This window comes from Mitsuaria sp. GD03876 (genome assembly GCF_029840635.1).
In the GTDB taxonomy this organism is placed as follows: domain Bacteria; phylum Pseudomonadota; class Gammaproteobacteria; order Burkholderiales; family Burkholderiaceae_C; genus Roseateles.
Genome location: NZ_JAOCCU010000010.1, coordinates 44,992 through 59,988, shown reverse-complemented (window position 1 = coordinate 59,988; position 14,997 = coordinate 44,992). Strand labels below are relative to the sequence as shown.

Below are 14,997 nucleotides of genomic sequence, written 5' to 3'. Positions count from 1 at the left end.
TCAGCGTTGCCTATGGCCTTGTCATGGCGATGCTCTGTGGTGGCCGATCGATACCACGTTCCTGCCGCCGACCCTGAAATGAAAGAAGCCACCCGTCGGGGTGGCTTCTTCCTGAAGAGGGTATCCGTGACGCTGGTGACGGGTTCCAGCTTTCTGCCCTATGTCGCAGCCGGTTGTTGTCTCGGATGCCTTGCATTCTGCCGGCCCCATGTGACGGCCAGTTGACGAAAAGCCTGGCGACTCCGGCTCAGTTCCAGCCTTGGGCGATTGCCGCGCCGCCGGACCGCCGCCCGTTCATGGATTGGCCTTGGCCCAGGCCACCAGCGCCTGCAGCTCATCGAACATCGGCATCGTCGGATTGAAGTCGAAGGCGCCCATCTCGACCATCTGCACCGCGCGCGAGCACGCCGCCTCGCGATCCGGCCGGTCCAGCATGTTCTGCACGGTCGTCGCACCGTTGCGCTGCACCGCGGCGGAGAACTCGCGCATGACCGCCTCCTTGCGGGCGTTGCCGCCCTCGGCTTCGGCCTCGGTCAGGCGCTTGTCGAAGTAGTGGACCGAGGCGTCCGCGAAGGACTGGTTGCGCTGCTTCCACGCGGCGACGAACGCCTGCGGCGTGTCGCTGCGCTTGAGCAACGCCAGGCACTCCCGGCCGATGCGGCCGATGACGAAGTTCGCCGTGCCGATCGCCCCCATCGCCGCATCCCGGCTCTCGGTGCCGACGCCACCTGGCTTGTAGGTCGTCGCCGCCACGGCCGCAGACCCCGGCGGCACCACCTTGCATTGCGTCAGCAACTCGCGCGTGCGCAGGTTGAGTTCGCCGTTCGCCTGCGTCCCCCGGATCAGCCCGCTTTGCAGATAGGTCCGGACCGCCGGCACCGTCGCGGCCTGGTCCAGCTGGCGCTTGTCCTCGGCCGTCCATTCCGGCATCGGCTCCGGCAGCGGCTGTTTCATCGTGACGTAGGTCTGCAGCTCGAGGCGCAGCGTGAACTTGCGGCCGATCGGCGTGCGCAGGAAGGCGTCGATCTGCGCCTGGTCCTCGATGCTCAAGCGGTCCGCGAACTTGCGCATCACCGCGTGGTACGAGTCCGCCGGCAACGCCTGCATGCAGGCCTTCGCCGCCGGGTCGATCTTGCCGCGCATCATCGGCTCGACCATCGTCTGGATGGTCCGCAGCGCCACCGCGCCGTTGTCCTCGACCAGCGGCGCCTCGGCGAATGCCGGCGCGCCGCAGAGCGTTCCCATGAGCAGCGCCAGGCTGCCGAGCTTGCGATGAATGTGCATCGCGCGATTATTCGTGAAGGCCGGGCTGGCGCCGCATCGCGCTTACCCGTCGGTTACGCCGCGCCCAGGCGGCGCGTGGACTCCCTCACGATCAGCTGGGGCGCCGGCGGCAGCACCGCCGAACCGCCGGTGCGCAGCAGGTCCAGCATCGCGGACGCGGCGCGCCGGCCGAGCTCCGCGATGTGGACATCGACCGTCGTGCGGGGCGGACTGGCGTGGGCGGTGTTCAGCAGGTCGTCGTAGCCGACGAGCGAGATGTCCTCGGGCACGCGGAAGCCTCGGCCATGGAGCACCCGCGCGGCGCCCGACGCCATCTGGTCGTTGGCCGCGAAGACCGCGGTGAAGCGCGACCCGGCCTCGAGCATCCGCGTCATCGCCCGCGCGCCGCCGTCCTCGACATAGTCGCCGCCGGCGATCAGCGCCTCGTCCACCTCGAGCCCGGCGTCCGCCAGCGCGAGGCGATACCCGCGCTCGCGCTCGCTCGAATCGGCGTGCGTCGCATCGCCGCCGATGAAGGCGATGCGCGTGTGGCCGCGCTCGATCAGATGGCGCGTCGCGGCCCGGGCGCCTTCGACGTCGTCCGTCTTCAGCGCATGCAGGCCCGGCGCGCGCAACGCCCGTCCGGTGACCACGACCGGCAGCTCCCGCGCCAGCTCGACGAGGAACTCGTCCGTCAGCCCGCCGGTCAACACGATGATCCCGTCCACCCGCCGCGACCGCAGCGAGGCGACGCAGCGCCGTTCCTCCTCCGGATTCCAGTGGCCGCTGGCGACCACCAGCCCGTAGCCGGCGGGCGTCAGCACTTCCTCGATGCCGCGCAGCAGCAGCGCGTAGTACGGGCTCTCGAAGACCTGCGCCAGCAGCCCGACGTTGAAGGTCCGGCCGTCCGCGAGCGCCCGGGCGATCGTGTTGGGCACGAAGCCCAGCGCGTCGATCGCTCGCCGGACCCGTTCGGACTTCTCCGCGCTGACTTGCGCGCTGCCGCTGAGCACGCGGGACACGGTGCTGGGCGAGACGCCGCTGGCCGCGGCCACCATGCCCAGGGTGACGTCGCTCGAGGTCGACAGGAGGGGCTTCTTTCTCTTCATGGGGAAAGCGCTTTCAAGGTCGCGTGATCCTACTCCCGCGCGGGCGGGGAGAATGCACCGGGTCCGCCGATTGCTCTGGCGGCTCCAAACTGCCCTCGATGTCCACCATGCCGGATCGCCTCAAGGTGCTGGTCGCCGACGACCAGCCCGATTCCCTGGAGCTGCTGCGCGAGCTGCTCACCGTCTACAACTTCGAGCTCCGGGTCGCGCCGACCGGGCTGGAAGCGATCCGGATCGGCCTGAAGTGGGAGCCCGACCTGCTGATCACCGACATCGCGATGCCCGACGCCGACGGACGCCACGTCGCGGGGCGGCTCAAGCTGAGCCTGCCGGCGCTGGTCGCGATCGCGGTGAGCGGCACGCCGCTGAACACCGACTTCGCGTCCGACGACGACCTGGTCTTCGACGACTACTTCGTCAAGCCGATCGACTTCGGCCGGCTGCACGCGGTGCTGACGCGGCATGGCGCCAAGACGGCCGAAGGCGCCGTCGCGCCGGCGCCGTCGGCCGCGCCGCCCGCCTCCCGCGGCGGGTGACGCGCGCCGGGCGGCGCTCGTATCATGGCCCGCACCGTTGTTGTCACCCGGGAGGAGTCACGATGCGTCGCCTGTTCACATTCCCGTCCGCCGCGCTGGGCGCGGCCGTCCTGCTGGGCGCGTTGGCCGTCGGGCCGGTCCAGGCCGCCGGCTGGGTGGCCGCGCTGAAGAACACGCCGGCCGAGGCCTTCGACGCCGAGGACCTCCAGATGTTCCTGAACGCCGCCGGCCAGGCGTTGAACGCCGAGGGCACGCCCGAGGTGATCACCTGGAGCAACCCGGCCACCGGCGCCGGCGGCCGCTTCCAGGAACTGCGCCGCAGCGCGGGCGCCGATGGCCGCACCTGCAAGCGGATGCGCGTCTGGGTGTCGTCGAAGAAGCGCGCGGAGACCGCCTCGGTCTGGAACGCCTGCAAGTCGACCGAGGGCCGCTGGGAGCTGAGCGCGGCGAAATGAGGTCGCGTCCGACCGAGGGCCGCCTGCGATGAGGCGGCTGCTGCACCTGACCAGCCGCCATCGCGCGCCGTCGACGAACCGGGCGCTGGGACTGCTGCTCGCGTTCAACGCCGGGGCGGTGAACGCGGGCGGCTTCCTGGTGCTGCAGCGCTATACCTCGCACATGACCGGCTTCGCGTCGCAGCTCGCGGACGGCGCGGTGCTGGGGCAGGGCACGCTGGTGCTGAACGCGCTGGGCGCGATCCTGGCGTTCCTGTGCGGCGCGGCGGTCTGCGCGATGCTGGTGAACTGGGCGCGCCAGCACGGACTGCGCAGTGTCTACGCGCTGCCGCTGATGCTGGAGGCGGCGCTGCTGTTCCCGTTCGGGCTGATGGGCGCGATCACGCTGACCTGGCACACGCCGTTCGCGGTCCCGCTGACGGTGCTGCTGCTGGCCTTCATCATGGGCCTGCAGAACGCGGTCGGGTCGAAGACCTCGGGCGGCAGCATCCGCACGACCCACATGACGGGCAACATCACCGACCTCGGGATGGAGCTGGGCAAGCTGCTGTACTGGAATCGCCGGTCAGGCGCGCCGCGGCCCGCCGTGCGGCATGACCGCCAACGCGCGCTGCGCGCCGGCGGGCTGCTGGCGGCGTTCGTGCTCGGCGGCGTCGCGGGCGCGCTCGGGTTCAAGCACCTGGGCTTCGTCTGCGTGGTGCCGCTGGCGGCGGTGCTGTTCGTGCTGGCGCTGCCGCCGGTGTCGAAGGACTGGGGACGCTGGCGGGCCGCGTGGGCCCGGCCGCGATGAGCGCCGGGCCCCGAGGCGATGCGCCTGAGCGGGTCGCGCCGGAGGCGGCCGGGATGAGTCCGGGAGACGCTGCCGGCGCGCCTCAGCGCGCGGCGCCGCGCTGCAGCCGGCGCTGTGCCTCGCGGTCCTCGACCTCGCGTTGACGCGCGATGCGGTCGCCCTCGTTGGCGTTGGCGGCGCTGTGCATCGCCTCGGCGCGGCGTCGCGCGTCGGCGCCGCCGGTCAGGCTGCTCTGCGCGTCGACGGCCTGCTTGCTGACGTTCCAGTCCGCGGCCGAGTAGTTGCCCTGGCCCTTCTGGCATTGCCGCGCGCGGCGGATCTCGTCCTGGACGAAGCGCTTGGCCTCCGGGCTCAGCGAGATCGAGCTCGCCTTGGTCTCCATGCCGGCGATGTCGCGGTCGCTCGGGCAGACGTTGCTGGAAGCCGCCGGCGCGTTGGGAGCGGCCGGCGCGCCGTTGGGCGGGGTCGCGGCCTGCTGGTCCGCGGCCGCCTTGGCGCGCTCGGCGGCGGCGCGGTCGGCCGAGGTGTCGATCACGTTGCCCTGCAGCGCGCTGGATTTCAGCGGTTCGCCCTTGGTGGGGCAGGGCTGGTCCGAGTAGTGGGTCTTGCCGTCGACGACGCATTTCCAGACTTGGGCGTGCGCGGCGGTGAAGCCCGTCGCGCCGGCGACGAGCAGGCAGGCGAGGGCGGCTTGGCGGATCGCAGGCATGTGTGTTCTCCCTGAAAGCCCATCGAACGCGCTGACTTTCGCATGTGTTGACCGCGTGAACGCTTTCGCGGGGACAGGGCGGCACGCGATCGCCGCTGCTCGCCCACGGGCGGGGTCAGTAGAACTCGAGCGTCACCGGGATCGCGTCCGCGTAGACGCCGGGCGGCGTGGTGACCTGGCGGGACGGGATGCGGCCGAACATCGTGTATTCCAGGCCGGGGGACAGCCCGAGCAGGTCGAGGTCGACGTTCCCCGCGATCGTCACCGTGCCTTGCGTGCCGTCGCCCAGCGGCACGGTGAAGGTCGGATCGGCGTACAGGCCGTACTGGAGCCGGTTGGCACCGGAGGCCATCAACCGGGACGCCACCGTGCCGTTGCCCGGGCCGAGGTAGACGGTGAGCGGGATCGCCAGGCCGACGACGCCGCCGCACTTCACCAGGACCTTGGCGGTGCTGACGACGTCGGCATGGGCGAGCGGGTTGTAGGTGCCGAACTGCAGCGAGGTCGTCGTGACCGTGCAGGTGCACAGCAAGGTGCACAGCGCGAAGGCGGACGGACTCGCGATCAGGCCCGCGGCGGCCACGCACCATGACAGCTTTCTCACTCGACACCTCGCTCTTCCGGGGGATGGGTCCCGGGAGCGGCAAGGCCGATGCCGGGTCAAGTCCCATTCGAGCGCTTCACCGTTCGGGCTGTGGCTGGATCCGAAGGAAACGGGGAGGATGCGAAGCTCCCAAGGCGCGGCAAGGCAGGTGTCATGCGTTCGACTTCCTTTGGCGCGGCGATGGCCGCATGGATCGCAGTGGCGCTCGCCACGAACGCGCTGGCGGCGGGGGATGCCCGCTCGATCGCGACCGACCCCGCGGCGATGAAGCAACTGGTCGAGGCGGTCAGCCTGGACGTGATGTCGGAAGCCGCGCTGGGCACCTGCCAGGACCTCGGCGTCGGCGCGGCCGCCCAGATGCGCGAGGGCTGGGTCGCGTGGCGGGGCCGTCACCAGATCGCGCCGTTGCGGGTCGTACTGACTCGCGTGATGCAGCGCCGCAGCAGCGATCCACCGTGGGAAACCATCACCGAGTCCACGCGCAAGCGGCTGCTGAGCGAGCCCTCGCCCGAGCAGGCTTGCGCCGAACTGGCGCGCGCCTGGCAAGGGCCCGGGATGGACATCGGCGCCAAGTACCCGCAGGCCGGCGCCGTGGCGCGCGCGTTGGTGCAGGCCAACCTCGTGATGCCGACGACACCGCTGCCCGTGGCCGTGGAGCCGGCGCGGGGCCAGGTCCTGCTGCCCAGCCAGGTGATCGCGCTCACGACGCAGCGCGGCAACTGGCTGGTGATCTCCGAGGAGGCCGCGCGGCGAAAGCTCGGCACGGTGTACGTGCGAGGGCTCGTGGCGCGTGACCTGCGCCGGCCGGAGCAGTTCTTCCTCGTCCAGGAGCAGGGCGACCGGCGCGGTGAGCAGGTCATCTTCCTGAAGTTCAACGCCGAGCCCTGGGTGGGACGCGAGGTGGTGCTGCGCGGCGTGGTCACGTCGCTGAGCCGCCTGTCGATGGACCTGGCCGACGCGGCGCTGGTCAACGATGCGTCGGGGCTGACGGTGTCACCGCTGGCCCAGGCGCCGCTGGCGCGCCGGGAGGTGATGCTGCAGCGTGTCTCGACCGCGCCCGGCAAGGGGCTCGGCGACAAGGACCTGGCGGCGGTGGTGGTCCATGGCCATGCCAACAACAACTTCGGCACTCGCTGGGAGGAGGACGTGCGTTTCCTGCTGCGCGATGGCAGCGTCTACCGCCGCACCGAGATGCCGCCGGATGAACTGGACGTCTCGGCGTCGCGCCGGCTGGAGCCGCAGCAGTGGGGGCGGTGGCGCAGCGCGGGCAAGGGCTACGAGATGCAGGCGCAGGACGACGATGGCCGGCCCGCCGGCGAATGGGCCTCGGAGCAACACCAGGCGGTGCGCCCCTGGCCCAAGGACACGCGGCTGGAAGGCAGCTTCACGCGCAGCGCGTTCACCGGGAGCATGGTGACCGGCGGCACGTCGTCGACGCGCGGGATCCGCTTCACCAAGGACGGCCGCTTCGAGCGCAGCTTCAGCGCCCTGTCGAGCACCGGAAGCCTGCAGGCGATCACGGGCACGGTGATCGCGGGGTCGTCGCATGGCGATGGGAAGGGCAGCAGCCGCACCGGCGGCGGCACAGTGGGCACGGGGCTCGGCACGGTGGGCGCGACCAGCGGCACGCGCACCGCCGATGACGGCGCCAGCCGCAGAGGCCGTTATCAGCTCGAGGGCTATGTGATCTCGCTTGAGTACGACGACGGGCACAAGGAGCGGCTGCTCAGCTTCCCGGTGGATGGGGACGCGAAGAGCGTCTACATCGGGAGCGGGAGCTACGACCGCGAGAAGTGAAGTCCGCGGCGTGAGCCCGCGAGCGTCGCGGCCAAAGAAAAAGCCTCACCCGCGATGGCGAATGAGGCGTTGACGGTCCTTCCGCCTGGACAGGACCGGATGCCGGTGTGGCTCAGGCGTGCTTGCGACGCGAGGCGGCGATGCCGAGCAGTCCCAAGCCGACCAGCGCCAGCGACAGCGGCTCGGGCACGTCGTTCACCAGCAGGTTGTTGGCGCGCTCGATCGCGGGGCCAGTCGTGAAGCCGACCTGGAAGCCGAGGCCGTCGACGTGGAAGTTCGCGAGGTTGAAATCGCCGACCAGGTTGTAGTGCAGGGCGATCACGTCGCCGATGACCCAGCCGCTGGCCGAGCTGGTCCACACGCTTTCGCCGAAGGTGCCGGTCAGGTCGTAGATGGACGAGACGGGCTGCTTGGTGGCGCCGCTGACGGTGACCGACGAGGCGCTGTCATTGAAGTTGTTGATCCAGTCCAGGCTCGGATCCGAGACGTGGCCGAAGCCGAACTGGTGCTGGAAACCGCTGCCCAGCTTGGTGACCGTTCCGACGATGTCGAACGAGATGTTGGTCGACGTCGCCGACAGGTTTTGCAGCACGACATCCGCCTGCGCCGCCAGCGAAGCGCCGGCCAGGACGAGTCCGGCGACGACCTTTTGAAGCTTGCTCATTTCCCTTGCTCCCCGTTGTGAGATTCCGGGACGGCATTCGCATGAAGCGTGCCAGCGCGAAAGATGGGTTGCGCGACAGGGAGTTGCGGCGATCCGGTCGGCGTCCGACGCGTACGGTGTAAGAAGCGGCGACAACGAGACAACAACGCGCCGACAACGCGGCGATAGCGGCCCGCGCGGCCATGGCCCGCTTGAAGGGAGGCCCAGAGGACAAAGAAAAAGCCCCACTCGCTTGCACGAATGGGGCTTCAATTTGGCTCCTCGACCTGGGCTCGAACCAGGGACCTACGGATTAACAGTCCGGCGCTCTACCGACTGAGCTATCGAGGAAAAGTCTGCTCAGATCCAATCGATCTGAATTCTTGGGCCAGCACCTTCGGTAGGGCACTGGCTAAAAAAGAACGAAGGTCCGAAGACCTTCGTTATCTGATCTTGGCTCCCCGACCTGGGCTCGAACCAGGGACCTACGGATTAACAGTCCGGCGCTCTACCGACTGAGCTATCGGGGATCAGAGCCTAAGAGTATACACAGAAAAACCAGTGCCTCACAAGACCCACTCCACCGAGGCCCGCCATGTGCGATTGGCGAGCGGGTAGAGGTACACATGGTTGTACTGGTAAGGCGACTCGCGCCACGCGCGGCGGTCGGTCACGTTGTCGATCCCGACACGCCAGATCAGCAGCTGCCGGCCGATGCCCTGCTCGTACCGCGCGCCCAGGTCCAGCCGCGTCCAGCTCGGAATCGACAGCGAGTTGTCAGGCAGCACCATGCGCTTGCCCTCGTAGACCACGCCCGCCTGCAGCTCCAGGCCTGGCAGCCACAAGGCCTGGCGCGCCTGCAGCTTCAGCACCGTCTCCGGCACGTTGGTCGGCTTCAGGCCATTGAGCGTCGCGTCGCTGCTGCCCTCGCGGCGCGCATGCAGCTTCATCGCGCTGGCCATCAGGCCGCCGCCGGTCCACTTCAGGTCCGCCTGCGCCTCGAGGCCGCGATGGTTCTGCTCGCCGTCGATGCGGCTGTCCAGCCGGTCCTCGCCGCCCACCACCAGCGCCACGTCGCGCGTGGCCGGCTTGCTGATGTCGAAGTAGTTGATCGACCAGTCCACCGTGCGGCTGCCCGACTTCAGGCCGATCTCCCATTGCTTGCTGCGGATCGCCGGCAGCGCGCGGCCGCCGTTCAGGTAGATCGGCAGGTTGGGCGTGACCGAGGACTCGATGCCCTGGCCCCAGCTCGCATAGGCCAGCAGCTGCGGATCGATCGCATAGCTCAGGCCGAGCCACGGCGTGGTGAACGACTGGTCGTACGACGTGGGCGTGCCGATCTGGCCGGCCTCGGGACCGACCGCGACGCTGTCGCGATGCAGCCGCGTGTGGCGCAGGCCGAGCCAGCCTTGCCAGCGCGCGTTGAACTGCACCGCGTCGCGCAGGTAGAGCTCGGTGCTGCGTTCGGTGCGATTCGTGTTGGTGCCGGTGAGCGTCGGATCGGCGACCGTCGGCGACGTGCCCCAGATGTTGCCGGTGCCGGCCCAGTTGTAGGCCTGGCCCTGGAAGCGGCTCTTGAAGCGCGAGAACAGCACGCCGGTGCTCAGCTCGTGCGTCAGGCCGGCGACGGTCAGCTTGCCTTGCGCCGACAGGTCGAGCGCGTCGCTGTTGCGGTGCTCGTTCTCGCTGCGGAAGTCGTACTGGTCGAAGGTGCCGTCGGGGCAGTAGGTGCTCGCGTAATAGGTTCCGTCGGCGGCGGTGCAGCCGAAGGGGTAGGCGAGGCGGTCATCGGTGGTCAGGCGCTGGATCGCGGCATGAGCCTGCAGCTTCCAGTCGGCGTTGAGCCGATGCTGCACGCGCAGCGAGGCGGTGCGGCCCTCGAAGACGACCGGCTGGCTCCACGACTGGTTGTTCAGGTTGGTGCGCGGGTCGATGGCCTTCGCGTCCGGGAGCCGGTCGCCGAGCAGACTGAAGCCCGGCTGGCTGGGCTGGCTGCGGCGGCTGAGCTCGACCTCGGCCTCGACCAGCGTGTCGCGGGTGACGCGCCAGTCGCCCGCGACGGCCATCATCCAGCGGTTGCCGTCGGCGTCGCGCAGTTGGGGACGCATCTTGGCGGCCTCGACGTTGACGCGCAGGCCGAAGGCCTTGTCGTTGCCGTGGCCGTCGCCGAAGCGGTGGCTCCAGTCCATCGCGGAGTCGACGGTGCCGCGCTCGCCGACGCCCAGCCGCACGCTGGTGAGCTCGACGGTCGGCCGCTTGATGACCAGGTTGACCAGGCCGCCCGGGGCGCTGGTGCCGGCCTGGATGCCGCTGGTGCCCTTGAGCACTTCCAGGCTGCTCTTGTTGGAGAGCGGGAGGTAGGTCTCGGCGTTGATCGGCAGGCCGTCGCGGCGGAAGTTGAAGCGGTTGTCGAGGTCGTAGCCGCGGATCTTCAGGTAGGAGACGTAGCCGGCGGAGTTGTAGGAGTCGCCCACGCTCGCGTCGAGCAGCGTCAGCCCGGCCAGGCTGAGCAGGCCGCGGTCGGTGAGTTGCTCGGCGGTGACGACGCTGGCCTGCAGCGGCAGCTTGGCCACGGGCGTGTCGCCGAAGCCGCCGACGGTGACGGCGGCTTCCGAGTTGCCCTTGACGACGACGCTGGGGAGTTCGGGGCCGGTGGTGGACTGGGCGGCGGCCAGCAGCGGGAGGCCGCCGGCGACGAGCGCGGCCGCGGCGATCGCGAGGCGATGCGGCGGGAAGGGAGTCAGAGGGGACGAAGTTGCCATCGATGTGCCGAAGCCAGAAGGACGATGGCAGGTCGGCAAACCGGACACGCCGATGAGAAGGCGGCGTGCGAGGACACGAGGTGTCGAAGGCATGCTTCCCTGCGCGAGGATTACCTCGGGCCGCGGTGGTCGCCGCGGCCTGACGGCCGGAGCCGTCGATCAGGTTCAAAGGGACTTTCTCAGCCGGTCCGGGAGGACCAGCACCCCTAGCGAGGCTCGCCGGACAGGCCGGCGAGCGGGTGGGATTCTAGTTCCGTCCGGAAAGCCGCTGGCCACAAGGCCCTGCGATGCCATCGGCGGACCAGTCCCCCTCAATGCGCCGACGACTTCGACAGCAGATTGATCACCAGCACCCCGGCCAGGATCAAACCGATGCCGACCAGCGCCGGCAGGTCGAGCTTCTGGTCGAAGAGGAACAACCCCAACACCGAGATCAGCACGATGCCGACGCCCGACCAGATCGCATAGGCGATACCCGTCGGGATGGATCCGAGCGTCTGGGACAGGCAGTAGAACGCCGCGCCGTAGCCCAGCACCGTGAGCGCGCCCGGCACGAGGCGGGTGAAGCCTTCGGAGTACTTGAGGCAGGTGGTCGCGAAGACTTCGCAGACGATGGCGATGGCCAGGTAGAGGTAAGGCTTGCTCATCCGCGGATTCTGATGCGGCGCGCTGGCGGGGTCATGTCCCGCGTCGCCGCTGGAACCTGAAGAACTTGCCTGCCGGTGGCGCCAATCCCTGTTCGAGCTCCCTCCGCGATCGCGGTAGAGTGCCGCATTCGCCGCGGAGGTCCGGCCATCGAAGCCGATGAGCGACCCGCGGCGATGACCGAATCACATTGAACGCTGAGGAGTTTTCGACATGCCCAAGGGTGAACAACGCAACGACAAGGCCAAGATGAAGCCGAAGAAGGACAGCGGCAACTCGAAGGAGTCGTCCTTCGTCTCCGACCGGCCCGTCGCCCCGACGACTTCCGTGATGCCGAAGGGCAAGCTGAAGAACAAGCCGGGCTGAGCCCCGCGCGCCGCGAGGCGCCCGACGATCGACGGCCCCTGGCCCGATCGTCGACGCTGAAATGAAGAAGCCCGCTGCCGAAAGCCAGCGGGCTTCGTGCTTCCGGGCGAGGTCGAGCCCGAAGGGCACTGTCTTGTACCGGCGCAAGCGCCATGTTTCCGTGTCCATCGACCTCCAGCGCCGTCCCCCACCCCGGCCGATAATTCCGGCCGCCATGGACGATCCCCGAGCTCCCCTGTCGTTGCGCTTCGGTCCGTTCGCCTTCGATGAGGCGAATGCGCGGCTCATGCTCGACGGCCGGGCGCTCGCGCTGGCGCCCAAGGCGTTCGGGGTGCTCGCCGAGCTGCTGCGGCATGCCGGGCAGCTCGTCACCAAGGACGCGCTCCTAGACAGCGTCTGGGGCCATCGCCACGTCAGCGAATCCGTCCTCAAGACCACCATCAGCGAACTCCGCGCCGTCCTCGGCGACGACGCCAAGAGTCCCCGTTGGGTCGAGACCGCCTCGCGTCGAGGCTATCGCTTCATCGGTCCGATCGACGGCCAGGCGGCTTCGGCGGCGGTCGGTGCCGCGCCGACCGCCGCGTGGGCCTCCGTTGTCGCGCCGCGCGCTGCGGAACCCGAAGCCGCGACCGCGGCGACCAGGGCCCCGCCGGCTTTCCTGCCCGCCGCCGACGACGGCCTGATCGGCCGCCAGACCGAGCTCGACCGCCTGCGCGGCGCCTGGTCGCGCGCCGCCGGCGGCCAGCGGCAGCTGTGCTGCGTCGCCGGCGAGGCCGGCATCGGCAAGACCGCCCTCATCGATGCCTTCGTCGCGTCGCTCGGCGACGCCGCGACCGCGCACGGCCAGTGCATCGAGCAGGTCGGCGAGGGCGAGCCCTATCTCCCGGTGCTGGATGCGCTCGCCGGCCTGGCGCGCAGCGACGCCACGCTCGTCGCGCAACTGCGCCGCGTCGCGCCCACCTGGCTGCTGCAGCTCCCCTGGCTGATCGACCGCGACGAGCAGGAACGCCTGCAGGCCGGCCTCGCCAGCTCGACCCAGGACCGCATGCTCCGCGAGTTCTCCGAGCTCGTCGAACAGCTCACCGCCGCGCGGCCGCTGCTGCTGATCACCGAGGACCTGCACTGGTGCGACGAAGCCACCGTGCGGCTCATCGACCACGTCGCCCGCCGCCGCCCGCCGGCGCGGCTGATGTGGCTCGCGACCTACCGCACGCCGGAGCTCGTCGCCAACGACCACCCGCTCAACGGCCTGCGTCACGAGTTGCGCGCCCGTCGCCTGTGCGAGGAACTGCTGCTCGATCCGTTCAGCGAGACCGAGCTCGCCGCCTACCTCGCGCGCCATCGCCCGGGCCTGGTGGCCGACGAGGCCCATGTCCGCCGCCTCCATCGCCAGACCGACGGCCTGCCGCTGTTCGTCGCCAACGCGGTCGACGAACTCTCCTCCTCGACGGGCGCCGCGGCCGGCGAGGCGCCCTCCGACGACTGGGCGGTGCCGGACTCGCTGGCCGGCGTCATCGAGCGCCAGCGCGCGCGCCTGGCGCCGGAGGCCGTGACCCTCCTCGAAGCGGCCGCCGTCTGCGGCGTGGAGTTCGAATGCTCCGTCGTCGCCGGCATGCTCGGCCACGACGCGGCCGCCGTCGCGGCGGATTGCGAGGAGCTGGCGCGGCGTCAGGCCTGGCTGGCCCCCTCGACGCTGGAGACCCTCGCCGACGGCTCGCTGGAGGCGCGATTCACCTTCCGCCACGCGCTGTACCGGCAGGCGCTTTACCAGCGCATCGCGCCGTCCGCCCGCGTGGGACTGCACCGCCGCGCGGCCGCCGCGCTCGGCCAGCTCCGCGCCGACCGGATCGAGACGATCGCCGCGGCGCTCGCGCTGCACCATGAGCGCGGACTGGACGCGCTCGCCGCCATGGGCGCCTACGCCGCCGCCGGCGAACGCGCGCTCGGCCGCTTCGCGCCGCGCGAGGCGCTGTTGCTCGTGACGCGCGGGCTGGCGTTGCTGGAGCGCTGTCCGGACGGCGAGGCGCGCTGCGAGGCCGAGCTCGCGTTGCAGCAGCTGCGCGGCGCGGCGCTCGCGCAGTCCACCGGCGTGACGACGCCGGGAGGCCGCGCGGCCTACCTCCGCTGCGCCGAGCTGTGCGAGCTGCTCCCGCCGACCCAGCCGCGCGCCTGGGTGATGACGGGGCTGGTCTGGATGTTCACCGCCTCCGGCGAGTACCAACAGGCCGAGGCGATCGCGCTGCGGCTGTGCGCCGCGGCCGACGCCTTCGACGACGACCTGCTGCGCGCCGCCGGCGCCGTGTCGCTGGCCGTGACGCTGCTGCAGCGCGGGCGGATTCAGGAGGTGATGCCGCTCGTGCGCCGGGCCCGCGCGCTGACCGAGGCGCTCGGCCATCCGCGCCTGCCGCCGATGGTGCTGCATGACCCGTCCTCGCTGGCGCTCGGCGTCGGCGCCGTTTCGCATGCCTACGCGGGCGAGGTCGACATCGCCCGGTCCTGGGCCGAGGCGGGCACCGCGCGCGCCACCCAGATCGGCCTGCCGGTGATGCGTGGGTTCGCGGCGCGCTGCGCCAACCTCGTCGACGTGCGCTTCGAGCGCGCGGAGGCGGTGCTCGCGCGGACGCAGCGGATGCGCGAGCTGGTGCGGGAGCATCAGCTGGGCCAGGGCGAAGGCCCGAGCCGCGCGATGCTGGGCTGGGCCCGCGCCCGGACCGGCGACGCGACCGGCCTGCGCGAGGTCGAGGAGGGCTGCGCCGCCCATGCGGCGACCGGCGCCTGGTTCGAGGCCTCGGGCCTGCGGTGGATGGCGGCGGACGCGGCGTTGGCCGTCGGCGACCTCGCGGAGGCCCGGCGTCACCTCGACGACGGCTTCGCGATGGCGGAGCGGTTCGGCGAGACGCTGCACCTGCCCGACCTGTGGACCGCCCGCGCCGCGCTGGCCGCGCGCGAGGGCGATTCCGCCGGCGCGCGCGAGGCCGCCGGGACCGCCGCGCGGCTGGCGCGGGAGCAGGGCGCGCTGACGGCGGAACTGGTCGCCCGCCTGGCGCTATGCGAGTTGCCGGGAGCCTCGCCCGCGGACGTCGACGCCCTGCGAGCGCTGCGCGCCCGCTGGCATGACACGACGCCCTGGCCGGCCCTCGCGCGCGTTGACGCGTTGCTCTCCGCCGACGCCTGACGCCGGCTTCCGTGGACCGGACGGATCCGGCGCCGACCGCGATCCCGACCGTTTCCCGACCGTTCCCGAACGACTTCCCGGATCCTCGTCCCTACGCTTCAGTCCATGGCCGATGCGCCCTCCGCGCCGGCCGCCACGACTGG

The 14,997-nt window shown here is 70.7% G+C and carries 13 protein-coding genes and 2 tRNA genes; 6 read left to right on the top strand and 9 right to left on the bottom strand.

Annotated features, from left to right (window positions below; all coding sequences use genetic code 11):
* Positions 1-294: 294 nt before the first annotated feature.
* Together N5D62_RS08375 and N5D62_RS08370 are read right to left on the bottom strand one after the other, a co-directional pair.
* The gene (locus tag N5D62_RS08375) at positions 295-1,284 is read right to left on the bottom strand and encodes a hypothetical protein (protein ID WP_279757238.1); all 990 of its coding nucleotides are present in this window, start codon (positions 1,282-1,284) and stop codon (positions 295-297) included.
* 53 nt (positions 1,285-1,337) lie between these two features.
* Positions 1,338-2,372: a LacI family DNA-binding transcriptional regulator gene (locus N5D62_RS08370; protein WP_279757236.1), complete on the bottom strand. Its 1,035-nt coding sequence runs from the start codon at positions 2,370-2,372 to the stop codon at positions 1,338-1,340.
* A 107-nt stretch (positions 2,373-2,479) separates the two neighbouring features.
* On the opposite strand from N5D62_RS08370, the gene N5D62_RS08365 reads away from it, so the two are divergent.
* The 3 genes from N5D62_RS08365 (at position 2,480) to N5D62_RS08355 (ending at position 4,153) form a co-directional block, all read left to right on the top strand.
* Positions 2,480-2,908, top strand: coding sequence for a response regulator (locus tag N5D62_RS08365; RefSeq protein WP_279757235.1), 429 nt, complete (start codon positions 2,480-2,482; stop codon positions 2,906-2,908).
* A 62-nt stretch (positions 2,909-2,970) separates the two neighbouring features.
* Complete coding sequence (locus N5D62_RS08360) at positions 2,971-3,363, top strand: RT0821/Lpp0805 family surface protein (RefSeq protein WP_279757234.1); 393 nt, start codon at positions 2,971-2,973, stop codon at positions 3,361-3,363.
* 28 nt (positions 3,364-3,391) lie between these two features.
* Positions 3,392-4,153, top strand: a complete 762-nt coding sequence (locus N5D62_RS08355; RefSeq protein WP_279757233.1) for a YoaK family protein — start codon at positions 3,392-3,394, stop codon at positions 4,151-4,153.
* Positions 4,154-4,235: 82 nt separating this feature from the next.
* Here N5D62_RS08355 and N5D62_RS08350 read toward each other — a convergent pair whose 3' ends face one another.
* A complete protein-coding gene (locus N5D62_RS08350; protein ID WP_279757232.1) occupies positions 4,236-4,862 on the bottom strand; it encodes a DUF4124 domain-containing protein in 627 nt (208 codons plus the stop codon).
* Between the two features lie 115 nt (positions 4,863-4,977).
* A complete protein-coding gene (locus N5D62_RS08345) occupies positions 4,978-5,466 on the bottom strand; it encodes a spore coat protein U domain-containing protein (protein ID WP_279757231.1) in 489 nt (162 codons plus the stop codon).
* A gap of 153 nt (positions 5,467-5,619) precedes the next feature.
* Here N5D62_RS08345 and N5D62_RS08340 point away from each other — a divergent pair, with 153 nt between their 5' ends.
* Positions 5,620-7,263 (top strand): hypothetical protein, encoded by a 1,644-nt coding sequence (locus tag N5D62_RS08340; protein ID WP_279757230.1) that lies wholly within the window; start codon positions 5,620-5,622, stop codon positions 7,261-7,263.
* A 112-nt stretch (positions 7,264-7,375) separates the two neighbouring features.
* Here the strand turns inward: N5D62_RS08340 and N5D62_RS08335 are convergent, their stop codons facing one another.
* From N5D62_RS08335 to N5D62_RS08315, 5 genes are all read right to left on the bottom strand, one after another.
* Positions 7,376-7,927 (bottom strand): PEP-CTERM sorting domain-containing protein, encoded by a 552-nt coding sequence (locus N5D62_RS08335; RefSeq protein WP_279757229.1) that lies wholly within the window; start codon positions 7,925-7,927, stop codon positions 7,376-7,378.
* Between the two features lie 254 nt (positions 7,928-8,181).
* A tRNA-Asn gene (locus tag N5D62_RS08330) sits at positions 8,182-8,257 on the bottom strand.
* Between the two features lie 103 nt (positions 8,258-8,360).
* Positions 8,361-8,436, bottom strand: a tRNA-Asn gene (locus N5D62_RS08325).
* 36 nt (positions 8,437-8,472) lie between these two features.
* Complete coding sequence (locus tag N5D62_RS08320) at positions 8,473-10,668, bottom strand: TonB-dependent siderophore receptor (protein ID WP_279757228.1); 2,196 nt, start codon at positions 10,666-10,668, stop codon at positions 8,473-8,475.
* A 311-nt stretch (positions 10,669-10,979) separates the two neighbouring features.
* Positions 10,980-11,315, bottom strand: a complete 336-nt coding sequence (locus tag N5D62_RS08315) for an SMR family transporter (protein ID WP_279757227.1) — start codon at positions 11,313-11,315, stop codon at positions 10,980-10,982.
* 211 nt (positions 11,316-11,526) lie between these two features.
* Here N5D62_RS08315 and N5D62_RS08310 point away from each other — a divergent pair, with 211 nt between their 5' ends.
* Both N5D62_RS08310 and N5D62_RS08305 read left to right on the top strand, forming a co-directional pair.
* Entirely contained in the window at positions 11,527-11,679 is a 153-nt protein-coding gene (locus tag N5D62_RS08310; protein ID WP_279757226.1) for a hypothetical protein, read from the top strand.
* Positions 11,680-11,893: 214 nt separating this feature from the next.
* On the top strand, positions 11,894-14,854 hold the full coding sequence (locus N5D62_RS08305) for an AAA family ATPase (protein WP_279757224.1): 2,961 nt from the start codon (positions 11,894-11,896) through the stop codon (positions 14,852-14,854).
* Positions 14,855-14,997: the final 143 nt, after the last annotated feature.